The organism is Dyadobacter sp. CY356 (assembly GCF_021440195.1).
In the GTDB taxonomy this organism is placed as follows: domain Bacteria; phylum Bacteroidota; class Bacteroidia; order Cytophagales; family Spirosomataceae; genus Dyadobacter.
Window position 1 is genome coordinate 129072 of the sequence record NZ_JAJTSZ010000001.1, and the last position, 17520, is coordinate 146591.

The 17520-nt window shown below is 41.2% G+C and carries 13 protein-coding genes; 9 read left to right on the top strand and 4 right to left on the bottom strand.

What is annotated here, in order from left to right; genetic code table 11:
• Positions 1-86 precede the first annotated feature (86 nt).
• The 4 genes from LXL81_RS00560 to LXL81_RS00575 form a co-directional block, all read right to left on the bottom strand.
• On the bottom strand, positions 87-587 hold the full coding sequence (locus LXL81_RS00560) for a hypothetical protein (RefSeq protein WP_234644758.1): 501 nt from the start codon (positions 585-587) through the stop codon (positions 87-89).
• 810 nt (positions 588-1397) lie between these two features.
• Positions 1398-1829, bottom strand: a complete 432-nt coding sequence (locus LXL81_RS00565) for a hypothetical protein (protein ID WP_234644759.1) — start codon at positions 1827-1829, stop codon at positions 1398-1400.
• A gap of 18 nt (positions 1830-1847) precedes the next feature.
• A complete protein-coding gene (locus tag LXL81_RS00570) occupies positions 1848-2012 on the bottom strand; it encodes a hypothetical protein (RefSeq protein ID WP_234644760.1) in 165 nt (54 codons plus the stop codon).
• 196 nt (positions 2013-2208) lie between these two features.
• Positions 2209-2553 carry a hypothetical protein gene (locus tag LXL81_RS00575; RefSeq protein WP_234644761.1) on the bottom strand — a complete coding sequence of 115 codons (345 nt, stop codon included), beginning with the start codon at positions 2551-2553 and terminating at the stop codon, positions 2209-2211.
• 211 nt (positions 2554-2764) lie between these two features.
• Between LXL81_RS00575 and LXL81_RS00580 the strand changes: the two genes are divergently transcribed.
• The 9 genes from LXL81_RS00580 (at position 2765) to LXL81_RS00620 (ending at position 17516) form a co-directional block, all read left to right on the top strand.
• Positions 2765-4918: a TonB-dependent receptor gene (locus tag LXL81_RS00580; RefSeq protein WP_234644762.1), complete on the top strand. Its 2154-nt coding sequence runs from the start codon at positions 2765-2767 to the stop codon at positions 4916-4918.
• A 94-nt stretch (positions 4919-5012) separates the two neighbouring features.
• On the top strand, positions 5013-5666 hold the full coding sequence (locus LXL81_RS00585) for a hypothetical protein (protein WP_234644763.1): 654 nt from the start codon (positions 5013-5015) through the stop codon (positions 5664-5666).
• A 38-nt stretch (positions 5667-5704) separates the two neighbouring features.
• A complete protein-coding gene (locus tag LXL81_RS00590) occupies positions 5705-6772 on the top strand; it encodes a sensor histidine kinase (RefSeq protein ID WP_234644764.1) in 1068 nt (355 codons plus the stop codon).
• Between the two features lie 22 nt (positions 6773-6794).
• Positions 6795-7547, top strand: coding sequence for a LytTR family DNA-binding domain-containing protein (locus tag LXL81_RS00595; RefSeq protein WP_234644765.1), 753 nt, complete (start codon positions 6795-6797; stop codon positions 7545-7547).
• A gap of 334 nt (positions 7548-7881) precedes the next feature.
• On the top strand, positions 7882-9621 hold the full coding sequence (locus tag LXL81_RS00600; RefSeq protein ID WP_234644766.1) for a thiamine pyrophosphate-dependent enzyme: 1740 nt from the start codon (positions 7882-7884) through the stop codon (positions 9619-9621).
• 92 nt (positions 9622-9713) lie between these two features.
• On the top strand, positions 9714-10709 hold the full coding sequence (locus tag LXL81_RS00605; protein WP_234644767.1) for a YhdH/YhfP family quinone oxidoreductase: 996 nt from the start codon (positions 9714-9716) through the stop codon (positions 10707-10709).
• A gap of 326 nt (positions 10710-11035) precedes the next feature.
• Positions 11036-13513 carry a glycosyl hydrolase family 95 catalytic domain-containing protein gene (locus tag LXL81_RS00610; protein WP_234644768.1) on the top strand — a complete coding sequence of 826 codons (2478 nt, stop codon included), beginning with the start codon at positions 11036-11038 and terminating at the stop codon, positions 13511-13513.
• 18 nt (positions 13514-13531) lie between these two features.
• Entirely contained in the window at positions 13532-15757 is a 2226-nt protein-coding gene (locus tag LXL81_RS00615) for a c-type cytochrome (protein ID WP_234644769.1), read from the top strand.
• Between the two features lie 274 nt (positions 15758-16031).
• Positions 16032-17516, top strand: coding sequence for a hypothetical protein (locus LXL81_RS00620; protein WP_234644770.1), 1485 nt, complete (start codon positions 16032-16034; stop codon positions 17514-17516).
• Positions 17517-17520 lie beyond the last annotated feature (4 nt).

A 17520-nucleotide genomic window follows, 5' to 3' on the forward strand; every position in this document is an offset into this window, starting at 1 on the left:
TTATAGATTTACACGAAAAAATACTCTGCCATTCTAGGCAAAGTATTTTTTTTGTATAAATATTTGACGAAATCAGTATTTATTGATCAGAATTTTGCTCCCAGCACCTTCGTATCGCAGCCCACTGCCCCATTGTTTACAAATCCGACACTAACGTCCGTAAGCCTGGTAGATTTTCCTGCCGGAAAATCCCTCTTAATGGTGATAACTTTCGTTGTTAGTGCTTCTTGTGTCTCAGACAGATATTTAAATTCCACCTCAATACTCTTTGCAGATTTGCCTGTTTTATTTTCAACAAGCATATTATGGATTGCGATTCCGCCAACAGAATGCCACTCGTTTTCAATAATTTTAAATTCCTGATCCACTTTGCTTTTTAATAAGGCATCCGCAATATTTATGGAATCTTTTTGATCTAATACCGTGGTTACCGACTTGGGTTCTTTGTCTTTTTTGAGAAAGTCGAGTTGGTTATAATAATACAGGATATAAATAAATGCACATATGGGTACAATTGCACTTACCCATTTAAGCCACTCAATCGCTACTTTTTTGAATTTGGCACTTTTTCGTTTTCTTGACGGCATTGTATTTGAATTGCAGTGAGACTTACAAATAAAAGCATCTTATGTAGTAAGAATACTATCCTGTGTCAAATTTTTACGGAAATGGAAATATTTTTTATTTGTAAAAGAGTGGATTTTGGATAAAAAGAAGTGTGTTAACGGATAAGTTAAACGAAAATTGATGTGGAAGGCTTGATATATAGAGGAGGTTGAAGGCGGAAATTGAAAATTTACCACCACACGTATTCTAAAATGTTATAAATAATAAAAACAAGTACTGAAAATAAAATTACAGACACAATAATTTTCCACCTGCCTGTATAATCAGGCTGGTCGTCACTCGAATTCTCCATGATATTCCAAATGTTGTAGAGGTAATGGTAAAATACTTTCTAATATATTCAACGCAGAATCACCAATTCTGATATTATTAGCGGGTGTATACTATGATCCAGGAAATAGGTGTGTGGTCTACATATGGTGACACAAGATTGGTTTTTTATGGTGTGACGCCAAACCGTTAAATAAGTTTTGTTGAAAATAGATGCATTTGTCGTATAAATACGATATACTGCTATAAAACTACTTGGAATAACGTTACAATTGTAAAATATGATTGTCTTTATTTTTTTTAAGTTTATTTTTAGGACGATTGACTGGGAAACAGAGAAAATTACCAGTTTCAGAAGGTGTAAATCAAGGATCAATATCAGGAATAAAATATTCCTTCATAGTTTTTAATGCATGTAAGAAGGTTGCATTTGTTACATTATATTTCAGAAAAAGTGGCGCACTCGGGTCACAGAGATTTGGATAACGGATGGACATAAATTAAAGCAAAGCGCCGTACAATTCGTTTTTAATCAATTTAACGTTATTTAACTGCGGTATAGCCAAAACTTTGTCTCTTGGAACGACGCCCCGCGAAATCCAGTTCTGGACACGGCTTACTTTCAAATTATGCATTCTTGAATAGTCTGAAATCGTAACCCATTCATGTAAGTCATATTCTGCCCCTGCAACAACAATCTTTACGTCATTTAGCAACCGAAGCTCATTTATAGCATCTTTAATATCTTTTATCGCTTGTCGTGCGGATTCTTTTATTTCTTGCCAAAACGGGTCAATTTCATTTCTTTCTTTTTCACTAAGTGAATAATACCATTTTGAAAACTCTGAGCGAAGTTTTGGAACTTCCAGTTTATCAGCCTTTTTCATTTGAGACAAATAATTGTCCAGTCTATTTTTTAAGTGAGCTTTCATCGTTATTGTAGATTTTAATCATAAAAATTTTAACATTTCCCGAAGCTTATTTGCTTCCGTTTTCAACTCCTCAAACTCCTTGTCAGTGAAATATTCTGGTGGTAACAGTAAGAGGTCATCCAGTTCTACGAGTCTTTGCGTAATGATTTCCATTAGCTCCTCTTTTCGACTTCGCTTCTTCATTGTAGTGTGCGTTATGGATATATAGTGTTTTGTAAACTAAGTATACAAAAACTTTTGTATATATACTATACATAGTGCTGAATTATTTGCTAACAGTTTTAGGGTTTTAAATATGGCAAGGTTCAAAGCGCTAAAAAAAAAGTTGACACCATAAATGATATCAACTTTGCTTATTAACATATTTATTCAAAACCAATTACGGTTTTTTCACCGTCGTCGTATCCGGATAAACAACACCTCCGGTCGTAATAACTCGTTTTTTCCTTCTAACCGTGTAGCCCGCTGTTGTATCTGCACCTGGCCGGCCGGTACTGCTTCTGCTGCCATCGACTGATCCATTAGAATTAACATTTCCGTTGTCGTTCAAAACCGGAGCATTTTCTTTTATGACCGGATCTTTTGACAAATTCACCCTTTTAGAGGTATCCATCACGGTCACTCTCTTGGAAGTTTTTGTTTTGGTAGCATTCTGTGTCTGGGAAAAACCGACAGCCGGGATAGCCAGTAATGTTATAATCAAAAAATTTTTCAACGATTTCATGCTGTAATTATTTATATATCAGATAAGAAGATTCTTATCTTTAAGTATTAAAAATATTATTCCAGTTATGATCCTGCTATGGAATAAATGACAGACTCACCTGATCTGCATTATTCTGTACTTCATCCATTTCTTCCTGCGCTTCGGTAAAGTTCAATTTTTCAGTGATTCGTAATCAATCAATTTTGACTTAAATCTAAAAAGCCTAAGGATGAAAACATTTTTACTTTCCCTCCCGATAATTTGTCTGACATTAACTACACTCGCACAAACAATAATATCCGGCAAGATTTCAGACCAAAAAGGATCTGGAATCCCTGGCGCTAATATTCTGATCAAAGGCACATACGACGGAACTTCCTCGGACGCGGATGGAAATTTTAAATTTGAAACATCGGAAACAGGAAAACATTTGCTGGTTTTTCAGGCAATGGGTTATAAACCGCAGGAACGTGAAATTGAATGCTCGGGTCTTCCAGTAAGTTTTCAGATTTCACTATCTGAAAACATCAATATGTTGACGGCTGTAACCATCACGGCGGGGGCTATGGAAGCTAGTGATACCAAAAAGGCAGTTGTGTTGAAACCGCTTGACATTGTAACTACGTCCGGAGCGATGGGGAATATTACAGCCGCCTTACTCACTTTGCCCGGAACGTCAACCGTCGGTAACGATGGAAGATTGTTTGTCAGGGGTGGTGACGCATCAGAAACTTCAATTTTTATAGACGGCTTACAAGTTGGAAATGCCTACGGAAGCACGGCAGCCAACGTGCCGACACGTAACCGTTTCAGTCCCAATTTATTCAAAGGCTCTTTTTTTAGCACAGGCGGTTATTCGGCCGAATATGGACAGGCACTCTCGTCTGCACTTGCTTTGAATACGCTGGATCTACCGCTTCGGAATCAGGGCGATTTGAGTATCATGTCTCTGGGTGGTGGATATACACAGACATTGGTAAAAGAAAATAACGCACTGACAGCAACTGCCAATTATTACAATCTGGCACCGTATCAATCGCTGATCAGCCAAAAATTTGACTGGGAAAAAAGTCCTTCGAACTGGGATACGGAGGTTTCGCTCAGACATAAGTGGGGGAAAGCAGGTTTTCTGAAAGCGTATGCGCATACCGAAGGAAGCGATATGACGATATGGCAACCGGTTGCTGGTGAATCGGGCAGGGGTGACCGGGTTCACATCAACAACCGTTATTCTTATGGCAATCTTTCATTTCGCCAGTCCGGGAAACATGATTGGTTTTTCTATGGCGGATTGGCCTATTCGCACAACCGTGATGCGATCAATTTAAATTACGTTCCTGTTCGTCAGGTGAATCAGCTTGGTCATGCTAAGGTGGTAGCTGTTAAAGATTTCAGTCCTCAGTTTTCGTTAAAAAATGGCATAGAATATTACTTGAAATCATATTCAGAGGAATTGGTTGATGACCATTTGAAACGCAGCATTACTGATAATCAGCTTACCCATTTTATTGAAACGGATTATTATTTCAGTAACCGGCTGATATTCAGAGGTGGATTGAGGTCCGGGTATAGTACTGCCGCAAAACAATTATGGCTGGATCCGCGGATTTCACTGGCTTATAAATTAAATAACCAGGGACAGTTTTCAATTGCTGCCGGGAAATTCCATCAGCTTCCTGATGAAAAATTGAGAGTGTTACAGAACAATCTTCAAAACGCAGAAGCCAGTCATTATATACTTAACTATTTCATTGTCAATAATAACAGGACATTCCGGGCGGAGGCATTTTATAAAACTTATGACAACTTGTCAACTTACAACGGAACCGATCTTGCACCGGTAAATATTACTCAGAAAGGCTCCGGATATGCAAGAGGTGCAGACTTTTTCTACCGTGACAAGACAAGTTTTAAGAATACGGATTTTTGGATTACATACAGTTTTGTCGATAGCAAACGCCGGTATTCAGTTTTTGAAACAAAAGTGCAGCCGTCTTTTGCGCCAAAGCATAATGGCTCTGTGGTTATCAAACATTTTGTCGGCGCTTTAAAGTCTCAGCTTGGCACTTCCTGGTCATGGAACAATGGCTATACCTACAACGATCCCAACCTTGCCGGCGAAATGCAGCGCAAAACCAGAGCGTATAGCGACCTGAGTATCAGCTGGAGTTATTTGCCTCGACCGAATATAATACTGCACGCTGCATGTTCAAATATTCTTGGAAGGAATAATGTGTTTGGTTATAAATATGCATCACAGCCTGATGAAGCTGGTTACTTTGCCAGAATTCCTGTTGGGCAAGGAGCAACCAGAATGGCTTTTATAGGTTTGTTTATCACCTTTTCTCACGATAAAAATGCAAATCAGCTCAATAATTTATAATCATAAACACAAAGATTTTCTCAATTCAGTTTCTATTAAACAAAAGTTCTAATCAAGTTTTTACAATGCTTTCCAACTTTTAAATCGATAAAAAATGAAAAAGTCACTGTTAACCATCATGTTTATTATTTGTGCGGTTATAACAACTTTTGCACAGGATTCTGCTTATCAAAAAGCCATGAAAAAGGAAATTGACAAACTGGATGCTGCTGATTCTTTGCATAAATTTCAGCAGTCAGCCAACGGTTTTGCCCGGATCAGCCAGTTAAATCCTAATGAATGGCAGCCATATTATTACAATGCTCTTGCCTGTATTTATCAGGGACTGGATAATTCACTGGACCTTAACAAAAAAGATGAAGTCCTTGCGAAAGCAGAAGAACTTATCAAAAAAGCTGATGCGATTTCACCCAACAATTCAGAAATCGTAACACTCGAAGGTTTCAAAATTATGGCAGAAGTAAGTGCAGATCCTGCCAGTCGCGGACAAAGCTTGTCGGGCGCAGTGATGTCAACTTTTGGAAAAGCAATGAAAATGGATCCTCAGAACCCAAGAGCAGCACTTTTGATGGGACAAATGGAATTTGGCCTGGCCAGATTTTTTAAATCCGGTACTGAAAAAGCATGTGGATTGGTGAAACAAAGTCAGGCTATATTTGCAGCCCAGGACGATGAAGCTTTGAAAGCAAAACTGGCGCCAACCTGGGGAAGACCACTTGCTGAAAAGTCTGCAAAAGCTTGTCAGTAAAACTTTGAAATATTACATTGGAAAAACAAACGGATCATATGGCATCTTCAATAAGAGGCTCAAAACAATTCTGGAATTTCTCCCCGGCCTTTTTTGGTGTGAATTTGATTATTGCCGCTGTAATTACAGTATTACTTTGTCCTTCCTGTTTTACCTCAACATCAGGCATATTATCCGTAGCCAGCGACTTTTTATACTCTTTTATTTTGTCATGCATATTGAGCTACGGTGGTTTTCTGGCAGAATATTATTTTGATAAGAAAATGCCCTGGATTCAATATCCACTCAAACGGCTGATTTTAGAAAGTACTAGCTATATTCTGTATGTTTTTGTTACAAGTTATATCATATTATTTTTAATCGAATTCCTGATAAGACAGTCTTTTTCGATCAATAATGTTCCCTGGAAATGGCTGATGGTACATACCAGATTGCCCATGCAGATTTCCGTAATTATTGCATTTGTACTGATCAGCCGGTCTTTTTTGCTGGAATGGCGTAAGTCGGCAATTGAGGCTGAACAATTGAAAACGCAGCAATATGCCCGGCAATACCAGACTTTGAAGGATCAGTTGAACCCGCATTTTTTGTTTAATTCCTTTAATGTTCTGAGCAATCTGGTTTATGAAAATTCGGATACAGCGGCCAGGTTTATCAGGCAATTATCTAAAATTTATCGATACGTTTTGGAAGTTCAACAAGAGAAACTGGTCAAACTTTCCAGCGAACTTGAATTTGCAGAAAACTTTCTTTCACTTCAAAAAATAAGGTTTGAAGAGGGTTTGCTATATACAATTGAAGTTAGTCCAAAAGCGGATTTTTATCTTCCACCGCTTTCGCTGCAAATGTTGCTGGAAAACGCAATCAAGCACAACGTTGCGTCCATGGCCGATCCGTTATTTATTGAAATTCTGCTGGAAGAAAATCAACTGACCGTTAAAAATAACCTGCAACTGAAAAGTAGTTTGTCCGAGGAATCCACAGGAATCGGCCTTTCCAATATTCGCAAAAGATATGAATTGCTTACCGAAGAGGCTGTATTAATTAAAGAAACGGCTGATTATTTCATTGTGAAACTTCCATTAATAAAAAATCCGCAAGTTTAAATTTTGCCAGACAACTAAAAAAATGCGAATACTGATCATTGAGGACGAAAATATGGCGGCCCGACGCCTGATCAAGTTGATAAACGATTCCATACCAGACTGTGAGATTTTTGGTAATCTGGATACGGTCACTTCTGCTGTGGATTGGCTGAATCATAATCCACAGCCCGATCTGATTTTCCTTGATATACAACTGGCAGACGGAATCAGTTTCGAGATTTTTGAGCACGTAAAAGTTACCTCGCCCATTATTTTTTGCACCGCTTTTGACCAATATGCGATCAAGGCATTCAAGTTAAACAGTATCGATTATCTGTTAAAACCAGTCGATCCGGACGAGTTGAAAAACGCTTTGGATAAATTTCAATCAGGAAGAAAAGCACCGGAAATTACGCTGGATCAAATTCGGGTTTTATTACAACCTGTTCAAAAGGTATACAAAAACCGTTTTCTGGTAAAAACCGGAGAACGTATCCAGACAATCGCAATTGACGAAATCGGTACATTTTATAGTGAAGATAAAGTCACTTTTTTGATGACCAGACAAGGCAAAAAGTTTATCATCGATTATACGCTCGACGAAGTTGAAAACTTACTGGATCCGGAATTGTTTTTCAGATTAAACCGAAAATACATCAGCTCAGTCGGTGCGATAAAAGGTGTTTTTACCTATTCAAACAGTAGGCTTAAAATACTGCTTGAAAATTCCAGTGATAACGATATCTTGATAAGTCGTGAAAAGATGGCTGCGTTTAAAAGCTGGCTGGGGCAATGAGTAATAGCAAATAAAAATCCATAAGATACCCGAAGACATTTTCCAAGCCACTCGTCCGACGGCTTTTTTTGCTGTCGGACGGGTTTAAAAACCGGCATAAATGTTAAAATCCAAAATTAAAACCCACAAACCCTATCTCAAATCCCTTCATAAATCCATTGACTTTTCTACAGTAATAATAGATCTTTACAAAAGCCAGGCGGTATTATTGTGGTTTGCCAACAAACATTAGTACATTAAAATGTAATCGCTGAAATTCCAGATCACTGGAACGAAAGTTGCGCTTATAACCCTGGTGAACTGTATCATTCAATAGAAATCAATACCTATTCATATGTCAAAAAAAGTAGCAGAACAACTGACGGATATGCTCGTTCAGGCAGGTATCAAACGGATTTATGCAGTAACAGGCGACAGTCTGAATGAGTTGAATGATGCGGTAAGAAAAAATCCGGATATAAAATGGATTCATGTAAGACATGAAGAAGCCGGGGCATACGCCGCCGCGGCAGAAGCCGAACTTAATGGTTTGGCTTGTTGCGCAGGCAGCAGCGGACCAGGTCATGTGCATTTGATCAACGGACTTTATGATGCGCACCGCGCAGGAGCATCGGTTTTGGCAATTGCATCAACTTGTGCTACCGTGGAATTTGGAAGCGGATATTTTCAGGAAACAAATACAATCAAACTTTTCGACGATTGCAGTTATTATAACCAGATAGCGGCCACACCAGCCCAGCTGCCAAGAATGACGCAAGCCGCATTGCAACACGCCATCCAGCAAAAAGGCGTGGCGGTGTTAGGTTTGCCGGGCGATGTGAGCGCTATGGATGCAGTAGAAAATATCACTGCCGACAAAAATTATTTTTCCAAATCCCAGATCAGGCCAAATGATGATGACCTTCTGGCTTTGGCAAATCTGATCAACAAACATAAAAAAGTCACGATTTTCTGTGGAATCGGTGCGTCGGATGCGCATGACGAAGTTGTGGAATTGGCTGCGTTATTGAAGGCTCCGGTCGGGTACTCGTTCCGCGGGAAAATGGGTATTCAATATGACAATCCTTATGAAGTTGGAATGACTGGTTTGCTCGGATTACCTTCCGCATATCACGCTATGCATGAAAGTGACCTGGTGATTTTGCTCGGAACTGATTTTCCATACACACCTTTTATTCCGCAGGATAAAGTTTTGGTACAGATCGATACGCGTCCTGAAAGACTGGGAAGAAGGGCGAAACTGGAAATGGGCTTGCATGGAGATACCAAATCGACAATCAAGGCACTTTTGCCACTTCTGAAAATCAAGGAAGATGAAAGTTTTTTAAAAGCGCAGCTGCATATTTATGAAAAGGTAAAAGATCATTTGCAGACCTACGTTGAAGACAAAGGCAAAAAAAATGCGATCCACCCGGAATCCGTTGCTGCCGAAATTAATAAGCTGGCTACGCAGGATGCCATATTTACGGTGGATACCGGTATGTGCTGTGTCTGGGCTTCCCGGTATATTCAGGCAACCGGAAAACGGAGTATGGTTGGGTCTTTCACGCATGGTTCTATGGCCAATGCCATGCCGCACGCAATTGGTGCCGCGCTGGCCTGTCCGGATCGTCAGGTAGTTGCTTTTTGTGGTGACGGCGGTATTTCCATGTTGCTTGGGGATTTGGCCACGATCAAACAATACAATCTTCCGATCAAAATCGTAGTATTTAATAATCGTTCGCTGGGCATGGTGAAGCTTGAAATGGAAGTGGCCGGTTTGCCTGATTCTGAAACAGATATGGTAAATCCGGAATTTGCATTGGTGGCAGAAGCAATGGGGATAAAAGGAATAACAATCAACGATCCGGACAATCTGGAATCCGGTTTGAAGGAAGCATTTCTTTATAATGGGCCGGTTTTGGTGAATGTGATGACGGATCCAAATGCGCTGGCCATGCCCCCAAAAATTGAATTGAAAATGATGACTGGAATGGCGCTGTCCATGACCAGACTAATGCTTGGCGGAAAGTTTGAGGAAGTTTTGGATACTGTAAAGTCTAATTATAAACATTTAGAAGGTTTACTGGATTAATAATTGATATAACAGAAAAAAAATGGTTGGACTAATTCGGTTTCCGGATTAATCCAACCATTTTTTACATGTAATTTTAATCAAAAAAAATCATGACAAAGGCATTCAAAGCTTTATATATAAGCCAGGAAGAGGGAAAGTTCAAAAAGGAAATTAAAGCGTTAAATATTTCTGATCTTCCGGAAAACGATGTGCTCATCAGGGTGAGTTACTCATCATTGAATTATAAGGATGCTTTATCGGCGTCTGGTAATAAGGGCGTAACCCGGAAATTCCCACATGTGCCCGGAATTGATGCCGCCGGAATTGTAGTGAAATCCAGCACAAAAGATTTTAAAGAAGGCGACTTGGTTCTGGTAACCGGATTTGACCTGGGCATGAATACCTGGGGTGGTTTTGGTGAATATATCAGCGTTCCCTCCTCCTGGATTGTGGCCTTGCCGGATGGTCTTTCATTATTGGAAGCGATGCGTTTTGGGACGGCAGGTTTAACAGCCGGTTTATCCGTTGAAAAAGTAATCACCGGCGGAATCACGCCCGATCAGGGCGAAATAATAGTAAGCGGCGCAACAGGAGGGGTTGGCAGTATGGCCACGGCCATTTTATCAAAATTGGGTTTTGATGTTGCGGCGATTTCCGGGAAAAACGAAAATGATTTTCTGACCTCTGCACTCGGTGCCAGTCAAATCTTAAAACGCGATGAATTTATTGAAAAATATAACAGTAAACCTTTGTCATCATCTGATTTTGCAGCTGGGATCGATAATGTGGGTGGTCCGACTTTGTCCGGAATTTTGAAATCTGTAAAGCAAAATGGAATTGTCACCTGCTGTGGGAACGTCTCTTCGGCGGATTTGAATACTTCTGTTTTTCCATTCATTTTACGCGGTATCACACTGACGGGAATCGATTCCGCCCAGGCTTCTATGGCTTTGCGAAAAAAAGTTTGGCAGTTGCTGGCAAAAGATTGGAAACCGGTTCATCTTGATATGATGGTTCAGGAAATTGGTCTGGATGAATTGGCAGATAAGCTGGAAGAATTATTAAAGGGACAAGCAAAGGGAAGATATGTGCTGAAACACGATTAGCAATCGAGTGGATTAGAAATAGCCAGGATATAGGATCAACGACCTATTACTCGGGCTATTTCTTTTTAGGATTATTTTATTTGAATATATGATAATTTATAAGTGAAAATGGGTTTGGTTAATCTTTTATTAAGCATTCTGTTAATCCCCTGCGCCTAACTTGGCTGAAAATTATTCCGGTTGCTATCACGACTGATTCGCCTTTTTACTTTTATTAAATATTTACAAATAAAAATGATTAGAGTATTCTTTTTCGATTCTTATCTAAGTGTCACCTTTCTTTTATTTTCAATCACTACTTTTTGATAAGGTATCTAATCATTCACATGAAAAATATTATTCTTTTCTTCACTGTTCTATTGCTTACATCCAAGGCATTTGCTCAGCAAACTGGTGCGCTGAAACTTTGGTATAACAAACCTGCGGGCAAAATCTGGACGGATGCACTGCCGGTCGGTAACGGGCGTTTAGGGGCGATGGTTTATGGAAATCCTGAGCAGGAAATTATAAAATTGAACGAGTCGACGGTATGGGCTGGCGGGCCAAACCGCAATGATAATCCCAATGCGCTTGCCGCATTGCCACAAATCAGAAAATTGATTTTTGAGGGAAAACATGCCGAAGCAGAAAAGTTGGCGGCACAGAATATTGAATCGAAAACCACCAATGGTATGATGTACCAGCCGGTTGGGAATCTTAATCTCGCTTTTCCCGGACATGAGTCGGTAACGGACTATTACCGTGAACTGGATCTGGAAAAGGCGATCACGACCACTTCCTATACCGTCGATGGTGTTCGTTACACCCGACAAGTTATTTCTTCGGTGCCTGACCAGATCATTGCAATTCGCCTGACTGCCGACAAACCCGGAAAATTAAATTTCACTTCATTTCTGACAAGCCCGCAAAAGGGACAGCGGAAAACGGATAAAGGTGGGAGACTGATATTTTCCGGAATCACCAGCGACAATGAGGGTATTAAAGGACAAGTTGCTTTTAATGCTCATGTGAAAGTGCTGAACGAAGGTGGGCAAATCACGGAAAATGATACTTCCGTTACCATTAATAAAGCCAATGCAGCAACGATTTATATTTCGATCGCTACCAACTTTGTCAACTACAAAACATTGACGGATAATCCCGTAGCCAAGGCAGATTTATATCTGAACAATGCATCTAAAAAATCTTTCAAAACAATTCTTGACAGTCACGTTCTGGCATATCAAAAGTATTTCAACCGTGTAAAGCTCGATCTGGGTATCAGCGATGCGGCTAAACTGCCTACCAATGAAAGAATAGAAAAATTTGCATCGGGAAATGATCCGCAACTGGTTTCCTTGTATTTCCAGTTTGGCAGATATCTGCTGATTTCGTCTTCACAGCCAGCTCAGAATGGTATGCCCGTAGGGCAGCCTGCAAATTTGCAAGGTATATGGAATGAACAAATGAGCCCGCCATGGGATAGCAAATATACCATCAACATCAACACTGAAATGAATTACTGGCCAGCCGAGGTTACCAACCTGACTGAGATGCATGATCCTTTGATTCAGCTGGTTAATGATTTATCTGAAACCGGAAAGGAAACAGCAAAAGTGATGTATGGAGCAGGTGGCTGGGTAGCACACCATAACACCGATCTGTGGAGAATTACAGGTCCGGTCGATCCGATTTTTTACGCCATGTGGCCCATGGGAGGCGCCTGGCTCAGCACGCATGCCTGGGAGAAATATTGTTATTCCGGAGATAGAAATTATTTGAAATCAGTATACCCGGCACTGAAAGGTTCTGCACAATTTTTTGTTGATTTTCTGGTTGAAGAGCCAACGCATAAATGGCTCGTTGTGGCTCCCGGTATGTCGCCGGAAAATGCTCCGGCTTCCCGTCCTGATGTCACAATTGGTGCCGGAAACACGATGGATAACCAGATCGTCTATGACATTTTTACCAGTACCTTACGCGCTGCCGAAGCACTAGGAACAGATCCGGAATTTGTCAAAATATTAAAGGAAAAACGTGCAAGACTGGCTCCGATGCAAGTTGGGAAATTTGGTCAGTTACAGGAATGGCTCGAAGATCTTGACAACCCGGAAGATAAACATCGTCACATTTCACATCTATATGGATTATATCCTTCACATCAGCTTTCTGCATACCGGACGCCTGAACTTTTCAGTGCCGCACGGACTTCACTGGAACATCGCGGTGATGTTTCAACAGGTTGGTCAATGGGCTGGAAAGTTAACTGGTGGGCAAGATTGCAGGATGGAAACCGGGCATATAAACTTATCACGGATCAGCTATCGCCTGTAAACGCACCTGGCAAAAAAGGTGGCGGAGGAACTTACAAGAATCTTTTTGACGCACACCCGCCTTTTCAGATCGACGGAAACTTTGGCTGTACTGCCGGTATTGCTGAAATGTTGATGCAAAGCCATGACGGCGCCATTCATCTATTGCCAGCTCTCCCTGATGGCTGGAAAACCGGCAGCATTTCCGGGATCCGGGCCAGGGGCGGTTTTGAAATTGTTTCTCTGGAATGGAAAGATGGTAAAGTTTCAAAATTGGTAATTCAGTCCAATCTGGGTGGGAATTGCCGTCTGCGGTTACCAAATAATTTACAAAGCCAGGGATTTGCTTTACGACCTGCAAAAGGAGAAAATGCTAACGTTTTCTATAAAACCGAGGATGCCGTTAAACCTGTTATCTCTTCGGCAGCAACGATCAATAAACTGAATATCAAAGAAACTTCCGTTTTCGATTTTGATACCCAAAAAGGAAAAATTTATACCCTAACCCTGTAAATGCTTAACCCATTGATTATGAAAAAATACATTTGGATCACCTGCATCCTGACAGCTTTTATACTGATCACCTGTCAGGTTTCACGTCAGAAGACAACTGACAATACGCTCAGGACGACGGATGCTTCTGTGGCTGCTATTCCGGCTTTCACTGCCAATCCTTCCCCGGAACATTTGACGCCGGAGCAAAGTCTGAAAACATTTAAGCTTCCAAAAGGATATCATCTGGAACTTGTAGCCAGCGAACCAATGATCCATGAGCCGGTTGCTGTTGCCTGGGACGGAAATGCACGGATGTATGTGGCGGAGCTGAATACTTACATGCAGGATGTGGAAGGCACTAACGAACATGCACCAACAAGCCGCGTGATGCTTTTGGAAGATACCAATAATGATGGCAAAATGGACAAAAGTTCTGTTTTTATTGATAAGATGCTTTTGCCGAGGATGTTATTGTGTGTCGGTCGTGAACTGCTTGTTAATGAGACGGATACTTATAATATTTATAGTTACAAAGATACAAACGGTGATGGCGTTGCTGATGATAAAAGACCGGTTTATACCCCAAACAAAAAAGCCCCCGGAAACCTTGAACATCAGCGCAGCGGACTGGATTGGAATCTTGATAATTACATCTATACAACCGTAGATCCTGTGCGTTTCCGGTATTCAAAGGGAATATTAGTACCTGATTCTATTCCAGGCGGATCCAACGGGCAATGGGGTTTGACGCATGATAATTTCGGCCGGCTTTTCTTTTCTTCTGCGGGTGGGGAAGTGCCTGCGCTTGGTTTTCAGATCAATCCGATTTATGGTAGAATGGAATACAACGATCAGTATACCCAGGAATTCAACGAGGTTTATCCAATTATAAAAACACCGGATGTTGAAGGCGGATTGAAAAGATTAAGACCGGATACGACTTTGAATCATTTTACAGCGAGCTGCGGACAGGTTATTTTTCGTGGCGACAGATTGCCGAAGGATCTTGACGGAGATTTACTGATCAGCGAACCGGTTGGCCGGTTGATCCGTCGCGCGAAAGTGATTGACAAAGGAGGGAAAATAACCCTGGAAAATGCATATCAAAAAGAAGAATTTATTGCTTCAACAGATATGAATTTCCGGGTTGTAAATATGTATACCGGTCCGGATGGCTGTTTATATCTGGTAGATATGAACAGAGGGATTATTCAGGAAGGAAACTGGACGGGACCAAATAGTTATCTGCGGCCGCAGATCAAGCGTTTAGGTCTGGATAAAAACATTCAGCATGGCCGTATTTATCGTCTGGTTTATGACGGAATGAAACCAGGTCCAAAACCTGATTTACTGGATGCTTCATCAAAAAAACTGGTATCCTATCTTAATCACCCCAATGGCTGGTGGCGTGACAATGCGCAAAAAGAATTGATCCTCAGAAATGACAGGTCGGTAATTCCTGCTTTAAAAATGATGGCGGAAAGCCAGAATGAATCGGAGAAATCTACTTCTTCACTAGGCCGTCTTCATGCATTATGGACTTTGGAAGGTTTGGGTGCGCTGGACAGTGCGGTTGTTCTGGGTGCGATGAAAGATAAAGATGCAGAAATAAGAAAAACAGCAATCCGGTTGACAGAGCCTTATCTGAAAAAGGATGATCAGATGATCGGGCATCTTGCCAGCTTGAAAACGGATGCCAGTTACGATGTGAAAATGCAGCTGATGTTATCGTTGACATACAGTAAATCGGATAAGGCAAAAAGTTTGATTGATGAAATTATTACATCCTCGAACGGAAATGAGGTATTGGCTCGTACACAGAAAAGTATTGAAAAAAATGAAGATGTTAAAAAGTTTGGTCAGCGGTTGGGTCGTTTAGATGAAGTTGACAGAAAACTGATACTGAACGGAGCAGTCATTTACAAATCACTTTGTACCGCCTGTCATGGTGTTGATGGAAAAGGTCTACAAAGCAAAACCGCTCCTCCGCTTGTAGGTTCGCCAAGACTTGGAAAAGGAAAGGATATGGCACTTCGGATATTACTGCACGGACTTTCCGGCCCAATCGACGGACAAACTTATCCAAGCGAAATGCCGGCGATGGGAGATAACGATGACCAATGGATAGCGTCAGTACTAAGTTACGTCCGTCATGAATTTGTAAACGCGCCACCGATCCGGCCGGCAGATGTCAAAACCGTCCGTGATCAGACCGCAGGCCGTACAAAATCCTGGTCATTATCTGAATTGTCAGGATTGTAGGGGCGACCCTCGTGGTCGCCCAGCATTGCATAGTCCTCTAATGGTCGCCCAGCATTGCATAGTCCTCTGATGGTCGCCCAGGACTGCCCGAACGCCTTTGATGGTCGCCTTTGACTTCATGAGCCCCTGATGGCCGCCCAATCCCAGAATTTAACCAAACGATCTGAGGAACCATACAAATTTGAATCAAGTCTGTTTGGAAGATATATTTAATAATCCAGGGCGACCACGAGGGTCGCCCTAACCTGCCCAAAAATAAATTCCTAAGCCGCCTATGAAAAATAAATTCCTGCCCATAATCCTTTTGTTTTTCCTGATCGGGAAGATCAACGCGCAGCCAGTATTCACCGGTGATAAAGTTTCATGGCACGGCTTCGACCGGTATGATTTCGTTATGGATGAGGCAACTTTAAAAATAATCCCATTTAAACCCGATACGGATGAAAAAAATGCGGTAAAAACTCTCGAAAAAGGCCAGCGCAGATGCATTATCGTTGTTCCGCAAAAAGCAGCAGCGGGAAATCCCTGGTCGTGGCAGGGATGTTACTGGGACCATGAACCACAGACAGAAGTGGAGCTTTTAAAAAGAGGTTTTTTCATCGCTTTCATTACTCCTGATCCGGGAAGAGAGTGGAATGCCTGGTATCAATTTTTGACAGAAAAATATGGTTTGGGAAAAAAGCCGGCTTTTGTGGGCATGAGCAAGGGCGGCGTAAATGAATACGACTGGGCGACTAATAATCCGGATAAAGTTTCCTGTATTTATGCTGATAATCCGGCAATACGTCAGACTACTTTCTCGAAGCTTGATGAACTTGCAAAAAATGATATTCCATTATTAAATATCTGTGGTTCAGCCGATTTTTTGTTAGAACGAAATACATTGGCTATTGAAAAACGTTATCAGGAATTAGGTGGAAGAATTACCGTTATGATAAAAGAAGGACCGGCGCATCATCCCCACAGCCTTAAAAATCCCAAATTGATCGCCGACTGGATTGAATCCAATATGAAACTTGCGCCGGAAAAAAGACCGGATTTCGCCATCGATAATTTTATCAAATCCTATTATTACAGCCTCCGGAATTCTTACCATTTTCTGCCTGAAGAAAAAACATATGCCATTAGCCGGGGACCGGGTTTTACAAAATGTTATGAACGATATGATCAGGAAAGGAACAGCCAGTGGGGTGTTACCGGCATAGCGGTTATCCTACCCGAAAATGCAGCTGCCGGGAAACCGTGGGTTTTCAGAGCTGGTAATATTAACCGAGACGATGTTGTTGATCAGCAATTACTTGAAAAGGGCTATCACATTGTCATTGCTCCGTTAACGGAACAATCGGGTGCAGTAAAAACTCAGTGGGACTCGACCTATAATTTCATGGTTCAGCATGGTTTTGCCAAAAAAGTGGCGTTGGAGGGAGAGGGTGCCGCAGCAGGTGAATGTTTTGCCTGGGCGATTGAAAACCCGGATAAAGTAATAGCCATTTACACTGAAAATCCGGTATTGATGAGTTTGATGTCAAAACAAATTTTACTTGATAATCTGGAACCTCTGGCCAAAGCAAAAATTCCTCTTTTAACGGTGAGCGGAAGCCTGGATCCTTGGTTGAGTGAAAATACGAAGGTTCTGGAACAGCGTTACAAAAAACTGGGAGGGAAAAATACAGTAATAATCAGGCAGGGGGAAGGCCATTTCTTAACCCTAAAAGAGCCGGAGGTTATTGTCAGTTTTATCACAAACAACACCAAATAATTCA

Excerpts from the sequence above, each read along its gene's own strand:
- LXL81_RS00605 (WP_234644767.1), top strand. The coding sequence starts at position 9,714 with ATGACAAAGGCATTCAAAGCTTTATATATAAGCCAGGAAGAGGGAAAG.
- LXL81_RS00565 (WP_234644759.1), bottom strand. The coding sequence starts at position 1,829 with ATGAAAGCTCACTTAAAAAATAGACTGGACAATTATTTGTCTCAAATG.
- LXL81_RS00615 (WP_234644769.1), top strand. The coding sequence starts at position 13,532 with ATGAAAAAATACATTTGGATCACCTGCATCCTGACAGCTTTTATACTG.
- LXL81_RS00580 (WP_234644762.1), top strand. The coding sequence starts at position 2,765 with ATGAAAACATTTTTACTTTCCCTCCCGATAATTTGTCTGACATTAACT.
- LXL81_RS00585 (WP_234644763.1), top strand. The coding sequence starts at position 5,013 with ATGAAAAAGTCACTGTTAACCATCATGTTTATTATTTGTGCGGTTATA.
- LXL81_RS00575 (WP_234644761.1), bottom strand. The coding sequence starts at position 2,553 with ATGAAATCGTTGAAAAATTTTTTGATTATAACATTACTGGCTATCCCG.
- LXL81_RS00595 (WP_234644765.1), top strand. The coding sequence starts at position 6,795 with ATGCGAATACTGATCATTGAGGACGAAAATATGGCGGCCCGACGCCTG.
- LXL81_RS00600 (WP_234644766.1), top strand. The coding sequence starts at position 7,882 with ATGTCAAAAAAAGTAGCAGAACAACTGACGGATATGCTCGTTCAGGCA.
- LXL81_RS00570 (WP_234644760.1), bottom strand. The coding sequence starts at position 2,012 with ATGAAGAAGCGAAGTCGAAAAGAGGAGCTAATGGAAATCATTACGCAA.
- LXL81_RS00610 (WP_234644768.1), top strand. The coding sequence starts at position 11,036 with ATGAAAAATATTATTCTTTTCTTCACTGTTCTATTGCTTACATCCAAG.
- LXL81_RS00620 (WP_234644770.1), top strand. The coding sequence starts at position 16,032 with ATGAAAAATAAATTCCTGCCCATAATCCTTTTGTTTTTCCTGATCGGG.
- LXL81_RS00560 (WP_234644758.1), bottom strand. The coding sequence starts at position 587 with ATGCCGTCAAGAAAACGAAAAAGTGCCAAATTCAAAAAAGTAGCGATT.
- LXL81_RS00590 (WP_234644764.1), top strand. The coding sequence starts at position 5,705 with ATGGCATCTTCAATAAGAGGCTCAAAACAATTCTGGAATTTCTCCCCG.